Below are 24218 nucleotides of genomic sequence, written 5' to 3'. Positions count from 1 at the left end.
AGTCAGCGAGCAAATATCGGGGTGTCGGCCGAGGTTCCCGGGCACTGATGTTGGCCATGGCAGAAGAGTTGATCGCCAGAGAGCATGAAGTCATCTTTCTGGTGAGTGAAGCTTTTCCAGACGGTTTGGAGGAGTTGAAGGGCGATATTTCCGCCCGCATTCCTGGCGCCAGAGTTGTGTCTTTCAGTGTGCCTACTCCTTGTGCGGCAGCTGTACCGGAGAATGCCTGGCGGCAGATGGCTGCTCGGTTACTGCGGGAGCATGCCATTGCTTGTCTGGAGCCGGATTTTGTTCATGTGCCAGCGCTCCTGGCCGATGGTTGGGGGGATGATGCAGTCGGTTCTGTAGGTGAATTGGGCGTGTATATTCCGACATCGTTGACCCAACACGATCTTATCCCGTTGGCAATGTCGGATGACTACATGCCTGAAGGGCCATTCAAAGACTATTACATGAAAAAGCTCGCAGGCGTGAGAAAGGCAGACCTGCTTCTGGCAATTTCTGATTACTCACGTAAGGAAGCCATTGAATTGCTCGAATTCAATGCCGATAAAGTGGTGAACATATCGTCAGCAGCAGATGAATTGTTTTTAGATCTCAGTGTGACTGGCAAAGAAGTTCAAGCCACGCTTCGAAAGTTCGGCATTGGCTCTGGATATTTTCTTTACGCCCCGGGTGGGTTTGATCCAAGGAAAAATATTGGGCGTCTGATTGAGGCATACGCAATGCTGCCTGCCGATATTAGGGAGCAACAAACACTAGTGATTGCCAGTAAGCTCTACCCTGGCAATAGGGAATCTGTAGAGAATAACGTTGCCTCCAATGGTCTTTCTTCAAGTAAGGTAATATTAACGGACTATGTTGAGGATAAGGAGCTGATCCATCTGTATTCAGGGTGCACAGGCTATGTTTTTCCATCGTTGCACGAGGGGTTCGGGTTACCTGTATTGGAAGCAATGCTCTGTGGTGCGCCAGTACTCGCATCGAATCAAACGTGTATACCGGAAGTCATTGATAATGAAGAGGCACTTTTTGACCCTTTCAGCACTGTATCAATAGCCGAAAAAATGGCACGTATAGTTAGTGACCAAGAATTTCGCTCACGCTTGATTGCTCATGCCCGAGTTCAGCCTGAAAAGTTCTCCTGGACGCTCAGCGCAAAAAGAGCGGTTGATGCTTTGGAAGCCAAAAGTCTAGAGCTACAGGAAATGGAATGGCGGCGGTCGAGACGAGAGGAGCTTCCAGGAATCGACGAAATGCTGGAGTTTCTTGACTCGGATTCTTCCTTAGGTTGTCCCGATGAGAAGGATGTTAAGGTCTTTCGTCAGAGTTACAACCAAAACATGAATTAAGAAACTATATGAAGATTTATTTTTATACCTATCCAGTGGCTTTTCAGTGTCCAGGCGGTGGGGAAATACAACTCCTTAAGTCGAAAGAGGCTTTGGAGCGTCGAGGCCACGAAGTTGTATTGTTTAACCAGTGGGAGCATGACCTTGCAGATGCCGATGTTGTTCATCAGTTCTCTGTGCAGGGCGGCTTCTACAATTTGGTTGCTTATCTACATAGTCATGATATTCCACTGGTCTTGAGTCCAATACTGTGGCTATCCGACAATACTGAACAGTACGCGATGGGTGAGATAGGATACATGCTAAGCGCGTCGGATGTTATTTGTCCCAATTCCCAAGCAGAAGTGGATCGATTTTTAGGACACTTTGATTTACCTGAAGAGCGATATTGTGTCACGCACAATGGCGTTGATTCAGTTTTTTTTGAGCAGGTGGAACCTGATGCATTCTGCCGCACATTTGATATTAACTCCGGCTTTATTCTCTGTGTTGGGAATGTTGAGCCCAGGAAAAATCAGATATCGCTTGTCGAAGCCGCAAAATTGGTAGGTTTGGAAGTGGTTTTAATTGGTGACGTTAGGGATGAAGACTATTACCAGACGCTCTGCAGGCGGAGCGAAGGCCATTTCAAGTACGTTGGGCATATTGACCACAGTGATCCACTGCTCAGGTCTGCATATGCAGCCTGTGGTGTATTTGCACTGCCTAGCTTGTTGGAAACTCCGGGGTTAGCGGCTTTGGAGGCGGCGGCGGCAGGTGTGCCGTTAGTCATAACCAAGGAAGGATGTGCTAAGGAGTATTTTGGTGACCATGCGTTCTACGTAAACCCCACAGACATCGAAGAAATATCGGAAAGTCTTGTCAAGGCGATGGTGCAGGCTTCTGATCCGGAGTTGTTAAAAACACGAGTCCGGGAATTTTCCTGGGATCGGGTAGCGGAGGAGTTAGAGGCGGCTTATGAAAAAGCACGAGCATAAAGAAACGCATTATTGAGAAGAGACTTGGCAAGATAAAGTTTATTTCCTTAGGAGCGGTGGAGGTTTTATGGAAGGCGAAAAGCTATTGGTGCAACTACGATGAATAGCATAGATCATGATGAGTTATATTCTTGGCTAGATGAAGATTCTTCAAGATCAGCGGGAAGAGTATATAAAGTTCCATTGGGTGTTCAGTTTTTGTTTGAATATAGGAGCTGGAAAATCATTAGCGGTCTTGAATCCGAATCCGAATCCGAATCCGAAGCTGAGCTAATGCGGTCGTATTTTTTTTGGTGTGCAAAGCTCAGTGATGTCTATCCAGAGATGAGATGGGATCTTCCTCCAGCAAAGATATTGGATTTCCTTAATAGCCGCCAATTATCAGTGGTTTGTGAAACAGTATGTCAAGCGCTAACCAGAACAAGCACAAGCATTATTTGCGCCGTACTGATCTCATCAAGAGCTGATGATATTCTCAGGTGGCTGTCAAAGCCATCACCGGCGTGCGCCGATAAGATACCTTTGGCTCTTTACCATATATGGCTTAGCAGACCTGATCTTAAAAAACATTTTAATCTAAGCCGGAAGGAAGGCTGCGAAAAATTTCTCAACTGGTGGAGTAAGTTTGGGGGCAAAGAATATGAGTTTATTCAGTACTCTCCAGACTTGGACGATGGTCTTAAATTTTCGCCCCTGGTTCGTATCACTGACCATATATTAAGACGATCTACGGCGTCGGAGCTGGAGCTGGCAAAGAAGCTATTGTGCTCAGAAATTGAAGGGGCTGAATTGTTGCCTTTTCAGAGCTTGATAGCCAAGGATAGACCAGATCTTATTCTGACGAAGACAGGAGGCGGTCTTGGATTGAAGGATGCTCTTGAGACTTGGTGGGAAAGCTCGGGGGCTTATGAGCTCAAGAGTCTGCACAGTATTGTCACCAAGGAAAAGGCTCTTTCGCCGCCATCTTCTAAGGGCGGAAGCGTATCAGGAGAGTTTAAATCAGCGGACCGACCTGGCGCAGGTGAAAAAGAAGGTGTAAATATTATTGGTTATCCCTTTGGCATGCTTGGGCTGGGTGAGGACGCCCGCCAAATGGGGCTTTGCCTTAGCGCCGCGGGCATTGAATGTGCATTGATCGAAGCACCAATCAAGGGGCCGAAAAGACTAATCGAATTAGATCCTAGTACCCGTGTAATAGATAACCCTGAATACCAAGTGTCAGTATTTTGTTTACCGCCGACCGATATGATTCGCCTGGGATTGGAGGGGGGAAGAGATTTTGTGGCCGCTTCAGGGTATAGAATTGGTGCTTGGCCGTGGGAGCTGCCCGAATGGCCTGAGAGATATTGCCAGATTCTTCATGTAGTTGATGAGATTTGGGCTCAAAGTGAATATGTGGCAAATTGCTTTCGGCGATTGGGGCACCCAAATGTAGTGAAAATGCCAATGGGAGTGACTTTGACTAAGGCTCCCGATCGATGTCGTGAGCGTTGGGGTTTTAGTAATGAGGACTTTATTTTTTACGCCACGTTTGATGGGAACTCCTTCATAACCAGAAAAAATCCCGTCGCAGTGGTGAAAGCATTTTTGAAAGCTTTTTCAATGGAAAATTGTGGTGATCTGAATGTGTGTTTGTTGATCAAGGCCATTAATGTCAGAGAGGATGTGTATTGGAGTGAAATTCTGACGTTGGTTGCGGGCGATCCAAGAATTGTAGTTTTTACAGAAAGCCTTAATCGTGATGATATGGTTGATTTAATGGCAACTGCAGATTGCTATGTGTCTCTGCATAGGTCTGAAGGATTTGGAAGAGGAATAGCAGAGGCTATGTTGTTGGGTCAACCGGTTGTCGCATCTGCGTTTTCAGGAAATGCAGATTTCTGCAATGACGATACTGCGTTCTGTGTGGCAGGAAAGGTTGTTCCTGTTCCAGCCGGACATTATCTTTTCGACGATGGTCAATATTGGTACGATCCAGACCTGGATGACGCTGCTGGTAAGATGAGATTAGTCTATAACGATTCAGAATTGAGAAGGGTGAAGGCTGCTAACGGGAAAGCTTTTATCGAAAAGGTCTATTCGAAGGAAGCTGTCGCAAGAGCCTATAAGGACAGAATAGAGGCCGTATATTCCAATTTGGCCCGGAGCGAAGATCAAAGGTCGGTATAGTAGTGTGATTTATTTAACTACATATTGAGCGATTGCAAAGAGCAGTTAAGTGTATCTGGTGAAACATGGTTGAATTTTATTAACTAGTTATAAAAATCGAAAATATGTTTTTCTGGAAAGGAAAATCTTAATTAGGGGTGTTGGCTTGAAAAAATCTTGTAGTTCGTATTCTAATCCTAAGATTAATACGCTATTAATCGATAAGACTGGGAGTTTTCATTCGGAAAACAAAAAGGTCGCGGTATACCACCTTCATTTTCCTGAGTTGATACATGAATCAATTCAGACAATGAATGAGTTTGGGGGAGATTACGACAAGATTTTCACAGTAAATGGAAGCGTAGGGGCGAAGTACGGAGAGTATTTGGAAAAATCTGTGGGAGCTGTTGTTTACACTTTCAATAATGTTGGCCGGGATATTTATCCGTTTTGGAAGTTGGTGCAATTAGGTGTGCTTGATAAGTACGACCTGGTTTGCAAGCTTCATGGAAAGCTAAGCAGGCATCGACAGGATGGAAGTGATTGGCGGCGAAACTCCATCCGTATACTCTGCGGAACTGAGAGTACAATTAAAAATATCGAAAAATACTTTGTGCGGAAAGAGGCCAAAGAAACATGTTTTATTGCGCCGGTGTTGGAGCAAACACTGACTCGAACCGAGGCTAAGCACTGGCTTGGAAATCAGTATTGGCTTAAAAAAGTGTCTCTCAGGTTGGGCCGCGAACTTTCCGTCGAAGATGTCATCAATACTACAGTTATGTCTGGATCCTTTTACTGGTTAAATCGGGCCGGCGTCAATCGATATCGTAGTTTACCTATATCAGATGAGGACTGGCTTGAGAGTGAGTCTCGAAAGGGCTCCAATAACGTAGATGGTGCTCTGGAACATTTTGTCGAACGAAGCCTTTTGCTTTCTGAGCCGTTCAATGTGAATGGGTCCTCTGTCTGTACCTTTGTTGACCTGAGTGGGCGCCTATGTTGGTTTGAGCCGTCGCTGATCTCAGAGGAATCGAATTATGCGGGGCAAGAAATAGAAAAATTCCAACGGATCGACAAGCGATCTGAATTAATTGTAAGAGCTAATCAATTTGGCCGGCAAAGGGAAAATTCAGAGCTGTGCAGTTGCTACGATGTGGCTGTTAAAAGTAACGGTGAAACGATAGTTTCGGGTTATGTTCTGGATTTGGTTCAACCTGCAAGACGGTTTTTGGTTTCTATAATGGTCGACAATTCCATTGTTGCTTCACAGGAATCGGTTATGGATTGCGGCTTTCAACCTGTTCCCGACATTACGGACGGAAAATATGGATTTAACTTCAGGCTGATAGGGGTTTTCGAAAAAGAGCGCATTAAAATTATTTTCGGAGATTCGTTGATACCAATCCCATCTGAATCAAGATACAACATAGATCAAGTGAACGATTTGTTACTGCTCCAAGCGGTGCAGTATAGGAGTTTTGCGTTCCCTGAGTATTTAAGACGTGTCCCCGACAATTTTCCCCAGTTCTACGATAATTCCATGACGCCTCACCGGCAATCGATTGACAGGTTTAAGTCTTGGCGCGCTCGGGAGCGTCGGCCTGAGTTGCCAGAGGGGAAGGGAGTGATCCACGTTTTTGTGGTTAATAACCCAATCGCAGAGGTCGCGGCAAATAGAACAATTGAATACCTTGGGTTGAAGAGATCCGATGTCATAATTCTGGTCCACCGGTTGAACTGCACCTCGGAAATGCTTTCCGGATTTACTCAGATATCCACGAATTTGCCGGATATCGAGACATTGACGGGCTCGGAAAGTCTGATGTCAGTTATGAATTTTTGTAACAGACTATTGGACGTTCTGGCGGGCAGGTTGTTCCACTTTTACGCACACCATTATAACGCAGTATTTAGCTATGTCCTCGGAATGCATCCCGCATGCATAAGTACCAATTTGATTGAAGAAGGTAATCTTTCCTCTGTCCCGACCTGGGAGGCCGAGTATGCTACGAAGACCTTACAGTATGCCAGCACAGCGAATTTGATCAATCGAAGTTCTCCACTGGATGCGGCCAACAGTATCGTTGCTAGAGTTGGCTCCACCGAGTTTGATCTGTTCAGTCATGGGATGATAGCTGAAATTTTTCCTGACGCTTCTTTAATAGATGCGTCTGAGTTGATGTTTGATAGGTGCTTCTCTTCTGTTGAGGAGTATTTCCACACCAGAAATTATTTCCCGCTGTTGGCTTTCAAGCGCTATTATTTTTGGCACCCGAAAATGTTGAATGAGCACCATTTATACACTGTTTCAAAGGCCTTTTGTGGTATGGCGGGGTCCGAAAAGCTCTTTCACCCTTCGGCTCGGGAGACAGTACTTAAAGACGCTTATAAGGATAAGCTTGGGCCCGTGAAGACTCTGGTTCTTCTGCCGAGTAGTGGTGGGTATCCGTTTCATTTGCCGAAGATTACTCCCTGCGACAGCAAATTTGCTCCAATATTTTCAGGTAATACAAGCAGCGATAAAACATATATTATCCTCCATCCATCGGACAGAATATCAGATGCAACACGTTCTGCTGCGTTGGAAAAGCTTTCTCTCTATCCAGTAGGAAAGCTTCCTAATTTAATAGATCTCACAGAAATTCTTGGCGATTCACCGGTAACTGAATTGGCGGCAACCTGCTTCGATTATGTTGTCCATTATGGTTCTTCGTTGTCGCTGTTGCTGAGTCAGTACAAATCAAAGACACAAGAGATTCTTTACGGAAAGTTTTCATGAATAATGGATTAAAAATGGAAAGTATAAAATCAGAGCTTTTAGAGAATGGATTTTACCTGGCAAAAAATATTATCCCCGTTGACTTGCTGGATAATATAAGAAAGTTGGCTATCCTGCACGGCCAAATGGGTGCAGGAGTAAGAAAGCATTACGGACTACGACAGCCTCATGCTTTCAGAACAGCGCCCTTCATTAAAGACATTTTCGAATGTGAAAAACTGATCGCTATAATTTCGGAGGTATTTGAGTCCGAGGATTGGTTTATTACGAATCATGCTGATCTCCACTTTAATGCCCTTAACGGCTGGCATAAGGACGATGGCATGAGTTACGGGGATGGAGGTTACTTTGGAGGCCCTGGCTATCATATTGATGAGCCGAATGTTTATAAGATTGCCATATATCTTCAGTCTCATAAGGACTTTGATGATGGCCTGACCATCGTACCCCGTTCGCATAGGACCCAAATTATAAGAGACGATTCAAGCGAGATTGAGTATTTGGAGGTTGAAGTAGGTGATATTCTTATTTTCGATGCACGTCTTTCACATACAGGTCAGCTATCGCCTATACCTGGGCCCCGGACGGAACGAGGGCAAGCCATTCTTGATGGTATAGTTGATGAAGTTAGTATGGTGGAGCAAAAGAAAATTCCCAAGAGTGAAAAAGACAGTGAACTTCTGGAGCTGTTCAGAAGTGTGGTAGGGGAGAGATCTTCCATATTTTTCACGGTTGCTACAGAATCAGAGCCATCCAATATATTTGCGATTAACAATATGAAGCGGCAGCTGAAGGAGTTAGGTCCGGAAGTTAGCCCTTACCTTCCCCCTTCCGTTAGAGATTACCTTAACTCGAAAGGGGTTAAGAGCATTGACCAAAGAGTGTTTTGGCGTTCCGAATTCCCAGTTTCTTGAACTTCAGTTTTTTTGACCAGGCGCTACTAGAGTCATGCCGTAATCATGGCTGTTCTTCGCTTGTAAGGTGAATATAAATGAACGTGTTAATCACCGGTGGTGCGGGTTTTATTGGAACTGCGCTGGCCGGACGGCTTGTGGATTTGCTACATAATGTGGTTGTTTTTGATCTCTCTGTAAAAATCGAATCGCTGGAGAATCCTGTTCAGGGCGTTAAATATGTAGGTGGAGATATTTCTGATGTCGATTCATTGTGGAAATTGGTTAAGGAAAAGTTCCATGTAATATTTCATCTCGCGTCTCAGACATCTGGCCTTATTTCGCAGGAGAATCCGACTCTTGATGTGGATACAAACGTCAAAGGATCTTTAAATGTATGCAGGCTGGCTCATGCCATGCAAAGCAAAATTATTTTTACCTCTTCTATGGCGGTCTATGGCGACCATGAGCTTCCTATATCTGAAGATTTTCAGATGGAACCTTGTTCCAATTATGGAGTTTCAAAAGTTTGCGCCGAAACTTACATAAAGCTTTTTCGAAAAAGGGGTGTTAAATCAACGATATTTCGTCTGTTTAATGTTTATGGTCCGGGTCAGGATTTGGCAAATTTGAAACAGGGAATGCTCAGTATCTATGTTGCTCAACTTATCCAGAGCGGAAAGATTGATGTGACGGGTTCGCTATCAAGATATCGTGATTTTGTCTACATAGATGATGTTGTTGATGCATTAATCATGGGTATAGATAATTCTTTGGATGGGCAGATTTTCAATGTTGGAACGGGAGTCAAGACGACGGTGGATATACTGATTGCTCATATTGTTCGGGAGTCAGGGCAAAAAGATGTGAAAATCACTAATGTAGGTGGCTTTGAAGGTGATCAGTTCGGAACCTATGCTAACTGTGAAAAGCTACAAAGTTACGGTTGGAACCCAAAAGTCTCTCTTGAGGTGGGGTTAAAATCCACCTATGCCGATGCGATGCGAGTACTACTATGAATGTGTTCTGTTTGCTGACCGGTCGTGGAAATAACACATTACCCGATAAAAACGTGTTACCTGTGTTTGGTCAGCCGTTGCTATCTTATCCAGCTCGAGCAGCGTCAAAAGTAGTTAATATTGAAAATTGTTATATTAGCAGCGACGATGAAAAGATATTGAAGGCGGGCGAGGATTGTGGATTCGGGAGGATTCAGCGCCCAGCCGAGCTCGCTGCCCCTGATTCACGCCATGTAGATACCATACTTCACGGTATCGGCGAAATTGAAAAGGCGAGCGGCTCTGAAATAGATATATTGATCGTCATGTTGGCAAACTCTGCAACCATTAAGTCCGAATGGTTATCGCAGGCCATCAGCATGCTAACTACTGACCCGTCTATATCTGCGGTTGTACCTGCATATGTTGAGCAGGATCATCACCCATTTAGGGCTAAGAAGCTTAACGAGAAAGGGGCTTTGGTACCTTATTTCGACTTCGGGGATCAGGATATTTCGTCCAATCGACAAGATTTACCAGCGAATTATTTTCTCTGCCATAATTTTTGGGCGCTGAATGTTAAGCAATCAATTGCCAGGCAAGATGGCTTTAAGCCTTGGGCATTTCTTGGGAAAAATGTTCACCCGATCATTGTGGAAAACTCATTTGACGTCCATAACCGGGAAGATATATTAAGAACTGAGCGTTGGCTCAGGGAGAATAATATTGTATGAGAATCGATGACCTGGCAGTCGTAATTCCAGCTCAACAGGGTGGGAATGATCTTATTCGAAATGCGCTGGCAAAGTTTGGTAGCGACGAAACACCTCTGCTGACCTGGAAAATACGGCAGCTTAAACACGTGGTCGATTCGAATCACATATATGTTAGTTCCTATTCGGAAGAGGTGAAAGCTCTAGCATTAACGGAAGGAGTGAATGTTCATCATCGTTCGAAAGATCTGGCTTCTGAAAGTCAGGGACCTTTTGGTGATGTCATTGTGGATGTTATAAGAGATATCCCCCATAAGCATGTCGCTTGGGTATCGGCGGTTTGCCCTTTGATGGATGAGCGTGACTATATGCTCGCATTCCAGTGCTATTTTGAGATTTTTGGCAGTGGTGAGTATGACAGCCTTATGGCGGTTAATCGTATTTACGATTATCTTTGGTCCGACGTGCAGCCTCTGAATTACAATTGTGACTCCCAACAACCTAGGAGGCTAGGCCTCAGCCCAACCTACAAAGTTACTAATGGACTCTTTATGCGCGAAAGAGAGGCCATTTTAAGGGAGCGTTATTACGTCGGCAAGAAGCCCTATAAGTTTCAAGTTTCTAAGTTGTCCGGGTTGGACATTAATGCCCAAGAGGATTTGGAGGCGGTTGAGGCGTTGTCTGCATTGCATCAAAAGCAAAGGTGTGAACGTGACAGGGTTGTCTTTCTTGATTTTGATGGGGTGATATTTGATTCAGTCGTAGAAGCCTATGCCATAGCGCTGCTGACGACGCAGCGAATCAAGCGTCTGGATGAATTAGACTTAAGTAGTGAACATTCCCGCCGATTCATGGCACAGCGCTATCTGATCGGACCTGCCTGGAATTACCACTACCTGTTAAAGTCAATCGATGACGGTAATGATGAGTGTTTCACGGACTACCTGCCGTCAGAGCCTGGAGCGAGTGCTAAGGATTTTCAGGCTGCGTTTTTTGCGACAAGACAAGTCATCCGAAATAATTTCTGGCAGGAGTGGCTCGCCCTGAACCGTATGTATGATGGGGCGGAAAAATTTGTTGAATATATCAATAATAGCCAGAATATAGTGATCGTAACGACTAAAGATAAAACTACTGTAAATGCGCTGTTACAAAATCATGGATTGGCTAGAGATTTAGAGATATTTGATGCTAAAACGTTTGAAGAGTATGGCGGAAAGGCGAACTTTATGGATGATTACATTAAGAGGAATCATATCCGGGAGGCCTTGTTTGTAGACGACTCCGAACAGCATTTGGAGAAGTGTAGTTGGGTGGAGCGGCTAAAGGTGATGCAGGCAAAGTGGGGTTATGTTTCTCATGAGACTCGAGAAGATAATATGCTTGAGGTTTTCAATTCAATAGAAGGCGTACTATACGGCTAGCTAAAGGATCTAATACATAAGCTTGGTTTATTTGAGACCTAACTGCATCGTTAGGCCTCAAGTAATAAGATCTTGATTGCAGTTTTTAGGTATTTGTCTGAAGGGATTTCTTGGAGTTCATGTTCTATAAAAAGGATTTTACTGGCGATGACATTTTTTAATGACTACATAAAGTTGGACCTGATAGGTACAAAATTTAATACTAATAAGGCTGGTCGCTGTGTACACAATGAGCTTGGCGAAATTGATCGATTGTCTTTTAAGAGAGAGGGAGTAATTCGAGATCATGATCGTGATAAGATTGAAGAAATTTACAAATTGAATAGTGACGACTACGAGATGCTTAAGAGTATAGATTTTCTGGCTTTCATGGGGCAGAGTGTTGTCGTTGTCAAAATGTAAAAATTAACAATTCCTGTCGATCTTTCGAGAACGGGGAAGTTTTACAATTGATTGCCACCAGCAGTGCAAGAAGAAAGCCCTATATCACTGTCCAGAATTAGTTTACCGCTGCAAAGTGAGTGATATTTCTTTTGGATTTTCAGGACCTATTACTTAAGTATATCGCAATTAGCTTGAAGGAAAGTTATATGACTAAAGTTTGGGTTGTGCTTCAATATCGTTGAGATCAACCTTTCGAAGATGAACGGAAACATTGGAGTTTTATACTCCCCATAGTGAAGTGTTGAATCATAATACTTTTGCCTTTCATCTTCAGGCATGTGATCAATGGTCTTGAGTAATTTAATAAGTACTTCGCCGTAATATGACCAAAACTTGGCGTTCCCGACCCAAAAATTACACCAGGAAAGTGAGTCTATATCATTGCGTCCAGTTGTGGATGTCCTAAAGGGAAGAGCGGCTTTTTCAAACAGATTATCTGCAAGGGCACAGATCCCGGGGTGTCGTTGTTCGCCATGGGTCCATACATTAAAATCCTGCTTTGCTATATGGGGGTACTTTGAAAATATGTAGAGGTCTTTTCCTGGCGAGTTTTGAACAAACTGAAATATCTCGTTGGCAGTCAGGCGAGTTTTGTCAGCTAGCTTCCAGGAAACCAGCCCCAGATAATCAGCGGTCAGGAATTCCTGGCTTAGAAAGAAAGATTTAAGGTACTCGATTTCGTAATGTTCATTTTTAGGGTTGTTTGAGACATCAAGCGGGTGGAATTTAGGGTCAAGAAAATCTTGATGTTCATTGAGATAATAAGTCTGGTAGATTTTGATTGTTACAGCTTGCTTGGTAGTTGACGATTCAATTTTCATGAGTGCGCTGGCGGTCAGGTCAGAATTTTTGCTATTTTATCAGCTCCATGATTTGCTACCAACAACTACGGATATTGTTCGCCCCCCAAAACTTGGAGACGATGCACATTCATATGCGTAATTTGGTTGGGTATATAATGAAGCCGCCCCCCAAGCTTCAATTCGGGGGAGGCGGATGTGCTGTTTAGATTATTCGCTGACTTGCAAGGGAGTATGGGGTCGTTAATCCGGAGGTTTTGTGAAGGGTAGGGTTCTTTTTGTTCATCCTAGTAGAAGTATAGTTAATCCGGGTAGTGGGGAAATTGAAGCCCGGGCTTTACTTCATGGTTTTAGGCTCGCCGGATATAAAACAGATGTACTGAGCTTTGAGTCTTCTAGTGTAGTTGATTACGACCTGTTTATTTTCTTTACCTGTACCCCTGAGGTAGTGTCATTTTTGCGGTCCCTGCCTGAGGGCTCGAAAAGTATAGTAATTCCTTTTCTAGATGATTTTTGCAATTTTCCGGTCGACGAACTGAAGTCTATCAAGAGCACTCAGATTTATTTTTATTCGCGCAGTCGGGAAGAGGATAGTAGTTTGACTGCTATTTTTGGTGGGCAGGCGGTGATCTCTGGGTGCCAATGGTTTATTTATCCATTTGAATACTTGGGCGAGGAGGATGAGCCTGTTGAGCGTCATGATATGGACATTCAATTGTTGGTCATGGCGGAGCCGGAACGATCACAGAATATTAAGTTGTTGTTACATGAGTTGGATTCAAGGGCTACGATTTTTTCTAATGCTGAACTAAAGCGCTGGGATGAATTGCTTGGCAGGGATTTGTCACTGTGTGACATTGGCAGACGGCTTTCACATGGATCTTCAGATTGGTACTCCAGTCTTAAGAGTTCGAAGTATCTATATGAACCCAATCTCCGGATAACTTCATCTCTGCTGGAGAAGCTTTGGCTTGGAGGGGCGGTTATCCTGCATAAAGAGAATCCTGTGCTTTCAGAGTTGAAAGAACTTTGTCTGATTGCGAATTTTTCCACGAACTTTTCAGTATTAAAAGTTAAGCGACCGCAACAATTATCTCCATTTCATGGTGATTTTGTTGCAAAACGTATGGTGTTGAATATTTTATGATGTATGAGATTACCCCAGATAAATGTTCTTTTAATCTTATATACACATATAGTAAGGAACATGTTGTCGATTCAATTTCTGTTGAGGAATACAGGCGTGATCTTTCGCTAGCGCTTGCCCAGGAGATTGTAAAGCGTGGTATTGAGTATCAATGCGTTGTTCCAATTCCAAATACAGGAATACAGTACGCGTCTGTTATGGCCGAAGCGCTGGGGCTCAAGTATCTTGATATATTTCGAAGGCAAAAAGTTTCAAGAACTCTGGGGATGGCTACGGGAGAAAGAAGTTTGTACTATGAACGATTTTTGTCACGTGTTGAGCATGAGATCTCTCATGAGAAAATACTCTTTGTCGATGAGGCTTTGATAAGCGGAACTACAACAACAGCGATATCTTCTTGGGCACAGGAGAACAAAATAAAGAGCTACTCATTCGCCTTTGCTTCTCCGCCAATGATAAATTATTGCCCTCTACGTGTTATCAGGGATGTGGATCGAAGATTGGATCCTGGTGTCAATTCAGGTGATGTCGATAGAAAAATGTCTGAATTAAAAGCCGAACTGGGATGTGATGATATTGTATTCCTGTCATCGAGGAAGTTTTCAAAAATAGTTGATTCAGAAAGACGATGTACTCTTTGCTTTTCTCAAGAGCATCAAGATTGTTAGGGTCTCTGACGGGCCGATTACTTTTTCGATTGAATCAAAAAGAATTTCTCACTGGAGTCAACCTTTTATCTTGTGCTTACTGAAATTATGTATCCTAACACGAACGGGTAGGGGTTGGCAGAAGCCTCGCATCAAGTCAATTTGGCGTAGAACACTAAAGGAGTCGGTATGCCAGATTTAGGGTGGAATAAAGCATGGTGGGACGGGGGCTATACATGGAGTGAGTACGGGGAGGAGTGGAGCAAAAGCTGGGGTGGGAGTGAGGCTCAATGGTTTGGCAGTCTTTATCCAAGGTTGCATCGCTTTCTTCCTTTTAGAAATATTTTGGAAATAGCGCCTGGGTATGGGAAGTTTAGCCGTTACCTGCTGGAATATTGCTATGGGTTATACAAAGGAGTCGACCTCTCTGCGGAATGTGTTGAATTCTGTAAGCAACGCTTTTCAAGCATTGAGGGAGTAGACTTTCACGTCAACGACGGATTATCACTTGATTGCGTCGAGGATGGCAGTTTCGACTTTGTATTTTCATTTGATTCCCTTGTGCATGTAAATATGGACGTGCACCAAACTTATGTTCCTCAGATTCTATCCAAGCTTAGCCAAAATGGTGTTGCATTCATCCATCATTCAAACTGGGCTGACTCAGGTGCTGGGACGGATAACAAGCATGATAGAGGTGAAGACGTAAGTGCATATAACTATGCAGAGTTGGTAAAAAATTCTGGGGGACATGTTGTTTTTCAGGAGTGTGTGAATTGGGGCGGTGGCGCGATGATTGATGCCTTCACGCTATTTTGTAGGGATGTTCGTTCCATGCTTCACGAAACTGTTCTCATTCTTAACGCTGAATTCATGCGCGAGGCCAAGATGATTCGTGACTATCAAAGTGGTTATTCAAAAGTTTTTTAGGAGACGATGCGGACGTTTTAGGCCGACCGTTCAGAAAGAGGATTTTCTGTATGTGGCATTGCATTTATGTCTGTGACTAATGTTGGGGAGGAGCTCAGAAAAGTCACCCAGTGCTTAGAGTTACCTGTAATGCCTATATTAGGCCATAGCGAATAAGGATTTTCCTTAGATCGAATGAGTCTCGCTCCTCTGAAATGTAGTGTGACCTAAGCTGTAGATAGTCTGGCCGTTTCCAGGACTCATTCGTTGTTCCGATGGATATCTCTCTCTGCGGCGCGTTTCCTAGTTCTTCTAGGATTTTGCAGGCCAAGGCATATTTGGTCATCGCTGTTGATCCCGAAAGGTGTCTTATTCCGGTAACCTGCTGCTCAATAAGCTGTTTGATTTTTTTTGCAGTCCACACTACATCTGTAGGAAACCTTCGTCCGGTATCTGATATCTCGAGTTTATCAAGAATACTTGAAGAATTAACAACCGTATTTATAAAGTCGCTTTTGGAGTGTTGATTGCCAAGAAGAAAAGGAAGCCGAAGAATTAGAAAGTTTTCAAAATTATCAATGGTATAGTCTTCCAATAGGAGTTTGTGTTGACCATAAACGCTTGAAGGATTTGGAGGTGAGAGTTCATCGAAAGTGCTTTTTAAAGGGTTATTGTTTTGTGGTGAAAATACATAAATACTAGAAATAAGAACCGGGATGGTGTTTGGTGATAATTCCAGCAGTGCGTTTAAGTATGTACTTGGTTCGATAAAGTTGGTGCTTAAGCTCGTGTCAGGGTCAATCTGTGAGGCGTCAACCGACGGGCTCCCGGTTGCCAGGATCAAAAAGTCCGGCTTTTCTTTGGTTAGATAACTGGCATAATCTTTCGCCGATTCTATCGGGTGGCATGAATTATCTATCAGTCTTCTGCTAAACCCTGTCGTATGTATCGACTCAGTTTTTGACAGCTCAGAAAAAATTGCCTTTCCAACGTAACCGTTTGATCCAATGATGTGTACTTTCTTAGACATTCAGGCCTCGGATTTCACAAGCCTTCAGGTATTCGCGGTATACACTAGAGCCTTTTTCGTGAAATTGGCTTCGTAGGTCACGAGCAATACAAGATACTTCGTGAGTGGTCAGGTCGGCGCTCTCGGATATTGTGTTGCTATCATGTAGCCTGTAGTTTGTATGAACCTCTTCTTGGTCAAAGTGGTAGGGGGAATTCAGTGTCGCCCTTATCAGAAAGTCCAAATCGTTTGCATACCTGAACGGCCTAAATCCGCCAAGAGTATTGAATAGTGACCGTTTGAATGTGAAGTTGGATGTGGTTACAGCTATGTTTTCTTGAATAAGTAAAGCGGGAAAAAATTCATAGTTGGAAACCGCGTTCAATCCAATGTTGTACCATTCATGCCGCATTGGGGCGGGGTATGCGCCTCCATTGGTATCGATGAAGGTAACTTTCCCAAAGATTAGGTCAGCTTGATGATCATGTAGTAAGTCATCACATCGTTCGAGTCTGTACGCGTCAAAAAGGTCGTCAGAGTTTAGGATCGCTATGTGTTCATGACTAGCACGCACGATACCAAGGTTTAAAGCGCTATGTGTACCGCCGTTGATTTTGTGAATGTACTCAATCTTTGACTTGACAGGGCCTTTGTAGTTTTTTAGTCGTGTGTACAGGTCCCCGGTCGTTGAGCCGTCATCAACAAAAATTATTTCACCTATGTGCCTGAATTGATTTTCGAGGCAATGGAGTAGTTCTGGTAGATATAAGCCATGGTTGAAGTAGGGGATCACTACAGAGTACATCATCAGATTTCCAGTAAGTCCAATAGCTTTTTAGATTGTCGGTTTAGGCTAAAGTTTTCTTCAGAAAAAGCTTTTGCGGCCTTAGAGATACTGCTTCTTCTGGAGTAGGCCAAGTTGATTGCGTTGCTCAAGGAAGACATGTCGTTGGGTGTGTAGAGCATTCCCGTCTTTTCTGGGTTGATTATTTCAGGGATGCCGAACATTGCAGGCGCTACAACCGGGATGCCGATGTGCATCATTTCTTGGATCGTACAGGGAAGGACCTCTCCAATTGAGGTGAGTGCGAAAATGGTTTTATCGGAGAACTTAAAAGATAGGGGAAAGTGAGTCTCGTTAAATTCAAATCTGCAGTGTGGATTTGATGCTGCTTTTTTCATCAGATTTTGGGCATATTCAGTTTCATGGTCTCTTATGGTTCTAAGTCCAAAAAATCTTGCGGATTCGACGTCATTACTGTTCACGCAATAATCAATGATCATTCCTTGGTTTTTTCGGCGGTTTATTGTTCCGATATTGATTATGTCCAGCTTTTTACTGTGGGTTTCCATTCTCTTTATTCCCGTTAAGCTTTCGCCATTGACCGGGTTATATATGACAGAGGTGTTGTAGGAAGAATAGTGTGATGCTAAGTATTTTGCTGGAAAAACAATGCTTTTAGCTTGGCCAATATTATCCTGAAGGTCCTCCCAGATCGGTAAGTACCACCCCCAATCTGGATGTATGCCGCCTATGAAATCCGATGGTGCCCAGTCTTCGTGTACGAACTGGAGAAAAGGTATTTTTTGCGCGCAAACAAATGATATAGCATCAAACCGAATAAGTGAGTTTACGATAATTTGATCATGTTGCAGTGCGGTTTCAGTGCATGGTTCCTCTACAAAATTAGTAATTTTATATGAGTTGAAGAGGTTTTGCATTGGGCCCCGCTCTTTGGCAGAGGCCGAAAATGTGTAATTGCTTTGACTCCGTATTCCCAGCATAAAGTTAAGGGCGGCCATGTTCGAGCCGTTAATCTGATAGTTGTGCAGATAAAAAAGTATTTTCATTTGTACTCGAGGGAATAGGGGTATGCATTTTTGATGTTGAAGAAAGGAAATTGTTTGAAGTCTATAGAGTAATAGTGATGTAAAATAATATTCAGAACTCCGGAGTGGCTTACCAGAAGACAGTCTTCTTGAGAGTTTTTGATGTTGTGGTAAAAGTTTAGTACGCGTTCGCTAAAGCGTGAAAAGTCTTCGCCAGAAGGAAACGCAGCACCGGAGCTATAGCCGAAGTCGGAATATGCTTCTTGCCCAATGATAGAGTCGTAATCCTGGCAGTAAAGGGTGCCAACGTTTATCTCTCTAAGACTTTGCTCTTCAATGAGCTCTTTTTCTGGGTGTAATTTTAACATGGGTTGAATAGTTTGTAGGCATCGACCGACGTTAGAGCAGTATATTTTGCTGATTCCAGATATTAAATCAGCGTACTCGACCGGTAGTCTCTGCGCTTGTTCGATCCCCTTTGCGGTTAACGGAAACTCAGAATCGCCTGATAATACATGTAGTTTCTGGTTGAACGCTTCTGCGTGCCGCATAATAATAAGCTTTGCCAACGTTTTATCCTTTCGCTTTTTTGATTGCAGGGGTGGAGTGTGTGGCTATTTCTAGCGCAGCTGCCCATATATTTCTAAGTGGCTATGACTAAATAGGCTCATAGTAAACAGGTTTTCGTATCTTCGTCGTGCAGCCTTCCCCATCGATTTGGCTAGTATTTGGTCGGTTGAAAGTTCCTGCATCGCCGTGCCCAGCTCAGACGACGTGGCTGGACTTACTTTCAGGCCTGTTTCATTGTGCGAGTTGGCAAACGATACTCCTGTATCCAGGTTGGTAGTAATCATCGCCTTGCCATAGTACATAGCCTCCAGAAGAACCACGCCAAAGGCTTCAGAACGTACATGAGAGGGCAGTACAAACGCCCTGCAGGCCATAAATAAGGCCGCTTTCTGTTCATCGGTAACGCGTCCAATGATATGAACGTTGTCGGCTTTAAGTTGTTGTTTGAGAGCCAGTAGATTCTCACGCTCCGGGCCATCACCTGCAATGACCACTTCCAGTCCGGTTTGGGCGGCCGCTTCTATCAGGAAGTGCAAGCCCTTGTAATACCGCAGTACGCCAATAAAGAAGAAAAACGGCTGGGGAAACTGCTTTTCCACCCAGGCAGTAGCTTCCGGAGTGGGCTGTGCCATGGTGGCCTCATCCAGCCCCAGCGGCACCACATCCACTTTATGCTTGAATTTCTGCAGTACCGGGCTGGATTCCAGGTAGTTGGGGGAGGTGGCTACGATACGGTCCACCGATTTCAGGAACAGGTTCTGTAAAGGGGAGTAGAGTGCCCCCAGCAGTTTTTGCCGGACAATGTCGGAGTGGTAGGTGACCACGGTCTTCTTCTTCTGCGGTGCCACAAAGGCAAAGTGCAGCAGATCCTGAAAGGGCCAGGGGAAGTGGTAGTGGACGATGTCCGCCCATTTCACCTGATTCCACAGTTCCCTGAAGCCACCGCGGTAAACATTGCAGGACGCGATCTCAAAGAGTTCCGGTACACGGATGACTTCAATATTCTCGAAGGTGATCTTCTCGACGTTTCGGCACTGCTTGCTGGGCACCAATACACGCACCCGGGCTTCACCGCTATTGATGGCGGCATTGGCGAGCTGACGGATTACCTCTTCCGCGCCGCCTTGGGTGTCCGGAAAGAAAGTTCTGTAGATGTGAAGGACGTTATACATTCAAAGCGGATCTTTGCGGTAAATTGAGTTGGCAGGAGCTGCTTTGGGATTGGGACGGATTTTTTCCATTTATTGTGCGGCGCCTGTCGGTGATCCCAATGCCAGAGTGGGATCATTGTATCCTAACCCAATAGCTCTGGCTCGGCCATGGAGGCCGGTTTCTACACAGGGAGTGTAATTATGATCACCATTCAACATCATGGCGCCTTTAGTGGCGTCACCGGTTCGTGTCACGAGTTGTCGCTGGGGGATGCCGAGGAAAGAGCCGGTATTCTGGTGGACTGCGGTCTGTTTCAGGGGCGGGACGGGGGCCATCAGGCGTCGGCCAATAATCTCGCCATCGACTTTTCCATAGCCCATATCCGGGCGCTTGTGGTGACCCATGTGCATATTGACCATGTGGGGCGCATCCCTTATCTGCTGGCTGCCGGCTTTCGCGGCCCCATTATTTGCTCCAGGCCATCGGCGATTATGTTGCCGGAAATTCTGGAGGATGCGCTGCGGATCGGGTTCACTCGCGACCGGCGGCTGATTGAGCGGGTACTCGGTGCCATTCGCTCCCGTATTGTGCCGCTTGCTTACAATCAGTGGCACGAGGTTTTCGCTGAAGAGGGGCGCTCTTTGGCGGTCAGGTTGCAACGTGCCGGCCACATTCTCGGTTCCGCATACGTGGAGTGCGATGCGCAGGTTTCAGGAAGCACAGAGAGGGTTGTATTCAGTGGGGATCTCGGCGCTCCTCACGCGCCATTGTTGCCGGAGCCGCAATCCCCCGAGCGCGCTGACCGACTGGTCATCGAAAGCACTTACGGTGACCGGGATCATGAAAGCCGGGAGGATCGGCGTTACCGCCTGAAGCGGGTGTTGGAAAATGCCCTGTCCGATGGCGGTACGGTACTGATCCCGGCCTTTAGTATTGGTCGCACCCAGGACCTGTTGTATGAAATCGAGGGGTTGATAGCAGAGTTTGGTGACAAAACTGTGGGGGATTCCTCCCTGCCCTGGAAGGAGTTGGCTGTGGTAGTGGACTCCCCGTTGGCTGCTGAATTCACCCGCATTTACCGGCAGCTTAAGCCCTATTGGGATGAGGAGGCCCGGGAGCTGGTGGAGTCCGGGCGGCATCCGTTGTCGTTTGAGCAGATGATGCTGGTTAACTCTCATGACGACCATCTGCGTGTTGTTCATCATCTGGCGCGATCCGGGCGTCCCTGTGTCGTGATCGCCGGTTCTGGTATGTGTGCCGGTGGTCGGGTGGTCAACTATCTCAAGGCGCTGCTTGGGGATAAGCGTAACGATGTGTTGTTTGTGGGGTATCAGGCCGCAGGCACGCCGGGGCGGGATATCCTGACTTATGGCCCGCGTCATGGCTGGGTTGAGCTGGATGGGGAGCGCTATACCATCAACGCCCGGGTGCATCAGGTTGGGGGGTATTCTGCGCATGCCGGTCGTTCCGATCTGTTGCGTTTTGTGCGGGGGATCCCGGTGGCGCCCCGGGAGATTAGGGTGGTCCACGGTGAGGACGAAGCACGTGAAGCTTTTAAAGATGCCTTGCGGGAGGTGGGTATAGCGTCGGAATTGGTGTGAATTGAGATTGCAAAATGCTCTCTTCCTGATGTGCTTTGTCGGGGGCTGGTGTTGAGTCTGCGATGGGCGCTGTTTCTGGGGTATGGAGTGAACATGGGTTGCCGCGCTGCGCTCGCAACGACGGGGTTTGGGGGGTGAAGGATTTCTCTCCTGGCCGTCATTGCGAGGCGCGCAGCAACGAAGCAAACCATGTGTGGCAAGATATGAGATAACAAGATGTTTTAGGGTGCACAAGGAGGTGCCATGAACAAACAGCCGGCGGTTTATATTCTGGCCAGCAAATACCGGGGCACGCTATATACCGGTGTGACCAGTAACCTGATACATCGGATCTGGCAGCATAAATCGAAGTTGCTGCCTGGCTTTACAGCGAAGTACTCGGTAGATCGGTTGGTCTACTTTGAGCTGACAGAGAGCATAACCAGTGCGATTGAGCGGGAGAAGCAAATCAAAGGTGGCTCTAGAGCAAGGAAGATTGCTCTCATAGAAGGAATGAATCCTGAATGGAGGGATTTGTACCCGGAGCTGTGTGGTTGAAGGGGGCTGTGCCAAATATGGATTGCTTCGCTGTGCTCGCAATGACGGGAAGTTTTCTCACGTCGTCATTGCGAGGAGTGCAACGACAAAGCAATCCATGGTGGGCACAGATGCCGGCCCGGAGTGAGCATGGGTTGCCACGCTGCGCTCGCAATGACACCCTGGCTTATGGATTGTTATTTGGTAACCACGTGTAACTTTGGATGTCTGCCGGGCCCGTCCGATGGGGCAGCAAGGTTGTCGACAATAAATCCGTTGCCTTCATAGACGCAGTTCAGGTTGCGAATGATGTCTGCGACACTTCGGAAGTCCTGTGCCTCACAGGATTTTCGTAGTGAAGAAAGTACTTCCTGGAATTCTTCCGGGTCTACCTCCGGTTCACGTGCCTGAGTGATGCGTGGGTGTTGCGTGCCGACAACGTTGTCGCTCAGTAGCAGCTCTTCGTAGAGCTTTTCGCCTGGGCGCAGGCCAGAGTAGATAATCTCTATATCGCCATGGGGGTTCTCTGTGTCGCGCACGCTGTAGCCGCTCAGGCGAATCATTTCCGCAGCCAGGTCGGCGATACGTACAGGCTCTCCCATTTCCAGTACAAAAGTCTCACCGCCCTGGGACATGGCCCCGGCCTGAATCACCAGTTGGGAGGCTTCGGGTATGGTCATGAAATAACGGGTAATATCCGGGTGGGTAACCGTAACCGGTCCGCCCATCTGAATCTGGCTGCGGAACCTGGGCACCACAGAGCCCGATGAGCCCAGCACGTTGCCGAATCGTACAATCGCGAAGCGAGTAGAGGGGGCATCTCTGCTGACCAGTTGAATGGCGATTTCAGCCAGCCGCTTGCTGGCGCCCATGATGTTGGTGGAGCGCACTGCCTTGTCGGTGGAAATCAGCACAAAAGTTTCAACGCCGGTATTTCTTGCGGCCAGTGCACAGTGCCAGGTCCCAAAGACATTGTTGCGGGTGCCTTCAATTACATTGTGCTCTACAAGGGGAACGTGCTTGTAGGCGGCGGCGTGATATACCGTCTGCACCTGAAAGTGCTTCATCACCGCTTCCAGGCGCTGCTGATCCTGCACTGAACCCAGCATGGCTACCAGCTCTGTGTTAGCGGAGCGGTCAGGGGTGTGACTTAGCTCATCCTCAATGTTGTAGAGGTTGTATTCGTTCAGCTCGAACAGAATCAGTGTTTGTGGAGCGTGCTTGATAATCTGTCGGCACAGTTCAGAGCCAATGGACCCGCCGGCTCCGGTCACCATAACCACCTTGCTGTGGATGTTGGCCTGCATCAGTTCGGGCACAGGTTGTACCGGGTCGCGGCCCAGTAGCTCTTCGATCTGTATATTGCGAATCTCTTCGATGTTGGCGTCGCCCCGGGAAAGATCCAGCAGTGGGGGTATGGTCTGGATCTGCACTGGGTATTTTTCCATCTGGCGGATGATCGCAAGTTTGGCGACCCGATCGGCAGCGCCGAGAGCGAGAAAAACTTTTGTACAGTGGTGTTTTGCGATCAGTGCTCCAGCGTCCTCGCCCGGGTATACCGGCAGGCCCCGGATACGGGTGTCGCGCAGGCGTGGATCGTCATCAAGAAAGCCGACTACCTGAAATTCCCGGCTGGGTCGCAAGGCATCTGCCAGCATTCTTCCGGCGCTGCCCGCGCCATAAATCAGTACCTTAATATCGCCGATGGGGTAGAGCATCTGCACGATATTGCGCACCATCAGGCGTGGCAGCCCGATAAGGAAGGAGGCGGTCAGAAGATAGATGATTGGAACAGAGCGGGGGATGGTCCCCTTCAGGAAAAAGCTGCTGGCGGCCAGGGTGACAGCAGAGATAATCAGGCCAATGGCAATACTGACTACGGCTTCCTGGGCCATATAGCGCAAGATGGCGCGGTACAGGCCAAGGCGGATAAAAACGAAGATTGAAATGGCGACGGTGATTGCCAGGCAGGTCAGATCAATCGGGGTGGGTGCGATGTCCAGTTGCCCAAGGCGCAGGGCCCAGGCGATATAAAGCGAAGCGCCCAGAGCCAGCGAGTCATAGATAACGGAGACCAGACGCTTGGTGGGCCTTGCGGCTCCCAGCAGTCTGCGTAGCGTGCTGTGATCCCTTTGTTGCAAATCCAATTTGCGGCATCCGAAGTTAAGTGGCCAAGATGCGCTCAGTGTAGCAGCCGGCAAAAAAAAACGCGCGTCAGTATGAGGTGTTTCGGCAGGGGAAGTGAGAAATGTGAGGCAGCCGACTGTGCTGGCAGTAGAAGTGCCCGAGGGTATGACTAAAACGAAAAA

The 24218-nt window shown here is 46.3% G+C and carries 20 protein-coding genes; 13 read left to right on the top strand and 7 right to left on the bottom strand.

Going from position 1 to position 24218, the window contains the following annotated elements; all coding sequences use genetic code 11:
- The first annotated feature begins 56 nt into the window (after positions 1–56).
- From GSF27_RS05835 to GSF27_RS05800, 8 genes are all read left to right on the top strand, one after another.
- Positions 57–1352 (top strand): glycosyltransferase family 1 protein, encoded by a 1296-nt coding sequence (locus tag GSF27_RS05835; RefSeq protein ID WP_160966594.1) that lies wholly within the window; start codon positions 57–59, stop codon positions 1350–1352.
- A gap of 8 nt (positions 1353–1360) precedes the next feature.
- Positions 1361–2329, top strand: coding sequence for a glycosyltransferase (locus GSF27_RS05830; RefSeq protein ID WP_160966592.1), 969 nt, complete (start codon positions 1361–1363; stop codon positions 2327–2329).
- A gap of 99 nt (positions 2330–2428) precedes the next feature.
- Positions 2429–4498, top strand: coding sequence for a glycosyltransferase family 4 protein (locus GSF27_RS05825; protein ID WP_160966590.1), 2070 nt, complete (start codon positions 2429–2431; stop codon positions 4496–4498).
- A 145-nt stretch (positions 4499–4643) separates the two neighbouring features.
- Positions 4644–7256 carry a rhamnan synthesis F family protein gene (locus GSF27_RS05820; RefSeq protein WP_160966588.1) on the top strand — a complete coding sequence of 871 codons (2613 nt, stop codon included), beginning with the start codon at positions 4644–4646 and terminating at the stop codon, positions 7254–7256.
- Positions 7253–8170, top strand: a complete 918-nt coding sequence (locus tag GSF27_RS05815; RefSeq protein WP_160966586.1) for a hypothetical protein — start codon at positions 7253–7255, stop codon at positions 8168–8170. The genes GSF27_RS05820 and GSF27_RS05815 overlap by 4 nt, the downstream gene beginning before the upstream one ends.
- 77 nt (positions 8171–8247) lie before the next feature.
- On the top strand, positions 8248–9168 hold the full coding sequence (locus tag GSF27_RS05810) for an NAD(P)-dependent oxidoreductase (RefSeq protein ID WP_160966584.1): 921 nt from the start codon (positions 8248–8250) through the stop codon (positions 9166–9168).
- The gene (locus GSF27_RS05805; RefSeq protein WP_160966582.1) at positions 9165–9881 is read left to right on the top strand and encodes a cytidylyltransferase domain-containing protein; all 717 of its coding nucleotides are present in this window, start codon (positions 9165–9167) and stop codon (positions 9879–9881) included. Before GSF27_RS05810 ends, GSF27_RS05805 begins: the two co-directional genes overlap by 4 nt.
- Positions 9878–11284, top strand: coding sequence for an HAD family hydrolase (locus GSF27_RS05800; protein ID WP_160966580.1), 1407 nt, complete (start codon positions 9878–9880; stop codon positions 11282–11284). Before GSF27_RS05805 ends, GSF27_RS05800 begins: the two co-directional genes overlap by 4 nt.
- 551 nt (positions 11285–11835) lie before the next feature.
- Here GSF27_RS05800 and GSF27_RS05795 read toward each other — a convergent pair.
- Complete coding sequence (locus GSF27_RS05795) at positions 11836–12549, bottom strand: hypothetical protein (RefSeq protein WP_160966578.1); 714 nt, start codon at positions 12547–12549, stop codon at positions 11836–11838.
- Positions 12550–12787: 238 nt separating this feature from the next.
- Here GSF27_RS05795 and GSF27_RS05790 point away from each other — a divergent pair, with 238 nt between their 5' ends.
- The 3 genes from GSF27_RS05790 (at position 12788) to GSF27_RS05780 (ending at position 15252) form a co-directional block, all read left to right on the top strand.
- Positions 12788–13675 (top strand): hypothetical protein, encoded by an 888-nt coding sequence (locus GSF27_RS05790; RefSeq protein WP_160966576.1) that lies wholly within the window; start codon positions 12788–12790, stop codon positions 13673–13675.
- Positions 13672–14343, top strand: a complete 672-nt coding sequence (locus GSF27_RS05785; RefSeq protein WP_160966574.1) for a hypothetical protein — start codon at positions 13672–13674, stop codon at positions 14341–14343. The genes GSF27_RS05790 and GSF27_RS05785 overlap by 4 nt, the downstream gene beginning before the upstream one ends.
- A gap of 168 nt (positions 14344–14511) precedes the next feature.
- Entirely contained in the window at positions 14512–15252 is a 741-nt protein-coding gene (locus GSF27_RS05780; RefSeq protein WP_160966572.1) for a class I SAM-dependent methyltransferase, read from the top strand.
- Between the two features lie 133 nt (positions 15253–15385).
- Here the strand turns inward: GSF27_RS05780 and GSF27_RS05775 are convergent, their stop codons facing one another.
- The 5 genes from GSF27_RS05775 to GSF27_RS05755 form a co-directional block, all read right to left on the bottom strand.
- Positions 15386–16261, bottom strand: coding sequence for a sugar nucleotide-binding protein (locus GSF27_RS05775; RefSeq protein WP_160966570.1), 876 nt, complete (start codon positions 16259–16261; stop codon positions 15386–15388).
- Positions 16254–17045 carry a glycosyltransferase family 2 protein gene (locus GSF27_RS18080; protein ID WP_370462582.1) on the bottom strand — a complete coding sequence of 264 codons (792 nt, stop codon included), beginning with the start codon at positions 17043–17045 and terminating at the stop codon, positions 16254–16256. The genes GSF27_RS05775 and GSF27_RS18080 overlap by 8 nt, the downstream gene beginning before the upstream one ends.
- Before the next feature lie 2 nt (positions 17046–17047).
- On the bottom strand, positions 17048–17962 hold the full coding sequence (locus GSF27_RS05765) for a glycosyltransferase (RefSeq protein ID WP_160966566.1): 915 nt from the start codon (positions 17960–17962) through the stop codon (positions 17048–17050).
- A 125-nt stretch (positions 17963–18087) separates the two neighbouring features.
- Positions 18088–18639, bottom strand: a complete 552-nt coding sequence (locus tag GSF27_RS05760; RefSeq protein WP_160966564.1) for a histidine phosphatase family protein — start codon at positions 18637–18639, stop codon at positions 18088–18090.
- A 51-nt stretch (positions 18640–18690) separates the two neighbouring features.
- Positions 18691–19812, bottom strand: coding sequence for a glycosyltransferase (locus GSF27_RS05755; protein WP_160966562.1), 1122 nt, complete (start codon positions 19810–19812; stop codon positions 18691–18693).
- Positions 19813–19992: 180 nt separating this feature from the next.
- Between GSF27_RS05755 and GSF27_RS05750 the strand changes: the two genes are divergently transcribed.
- The gene (locus tag GSF27_RS05750) at positions 19993–21393 is read left to right on the top strand and encodes an MBL fold metallo-hydrolase RNA specificity domain-containing protein (protein ID WP_160966560.1); all 1401 of its coding nucleotides are present in this window, start codon (positions 19993–19995) and stop codon (positions 21391–21393) included.
- Positions 21394–21636: 243 nt separating this feature from the next.
- Entirely contained in the window at positions 21637–21930 is a 294-nt protein-coding gene (locus GSF27_RS05745) for a GIY-YIG nuclease family protein (RefSeq protein ID WP_160966558.1), read from the top strand.
- 176 nt (positions 21931–22106) lie between these two features.
- On the opposite strand, the gene GSF27_RS05740 is transcribed toward GSF27_RS05745, so the two are convergent.
- Positions 22107–24056 carry a nucleoside-diphosphate sugar epimerase/dehydratase gene (locus tag GSF27_RS05740; RefSeq protein WP_160966556.1) on the bottom strand — a complete coding sequence of 650 codons (1950 nt, stop codon included), beginning with the start codon at positions 24054–24056 and terminating at the stop codon, positions 22107–22109.
- Between the last annotated feature and the right edge of the window lie 162 nt (positions 24057–24218).

This window comes from Pseudomaricurvus sp. HS19 (genome assembly GCF_009857815.1).
Lineage (GTDB): Bacteria > Pseudomonadota > Gammaproteobacteria > Pseudomonadales > Cellvibrionaceae > Pseudomaricurvus.
Note: the sequence above shows the minus strand (reverse complement) of the source record. Positions and strands in the feature narration are given on the sequence as shown.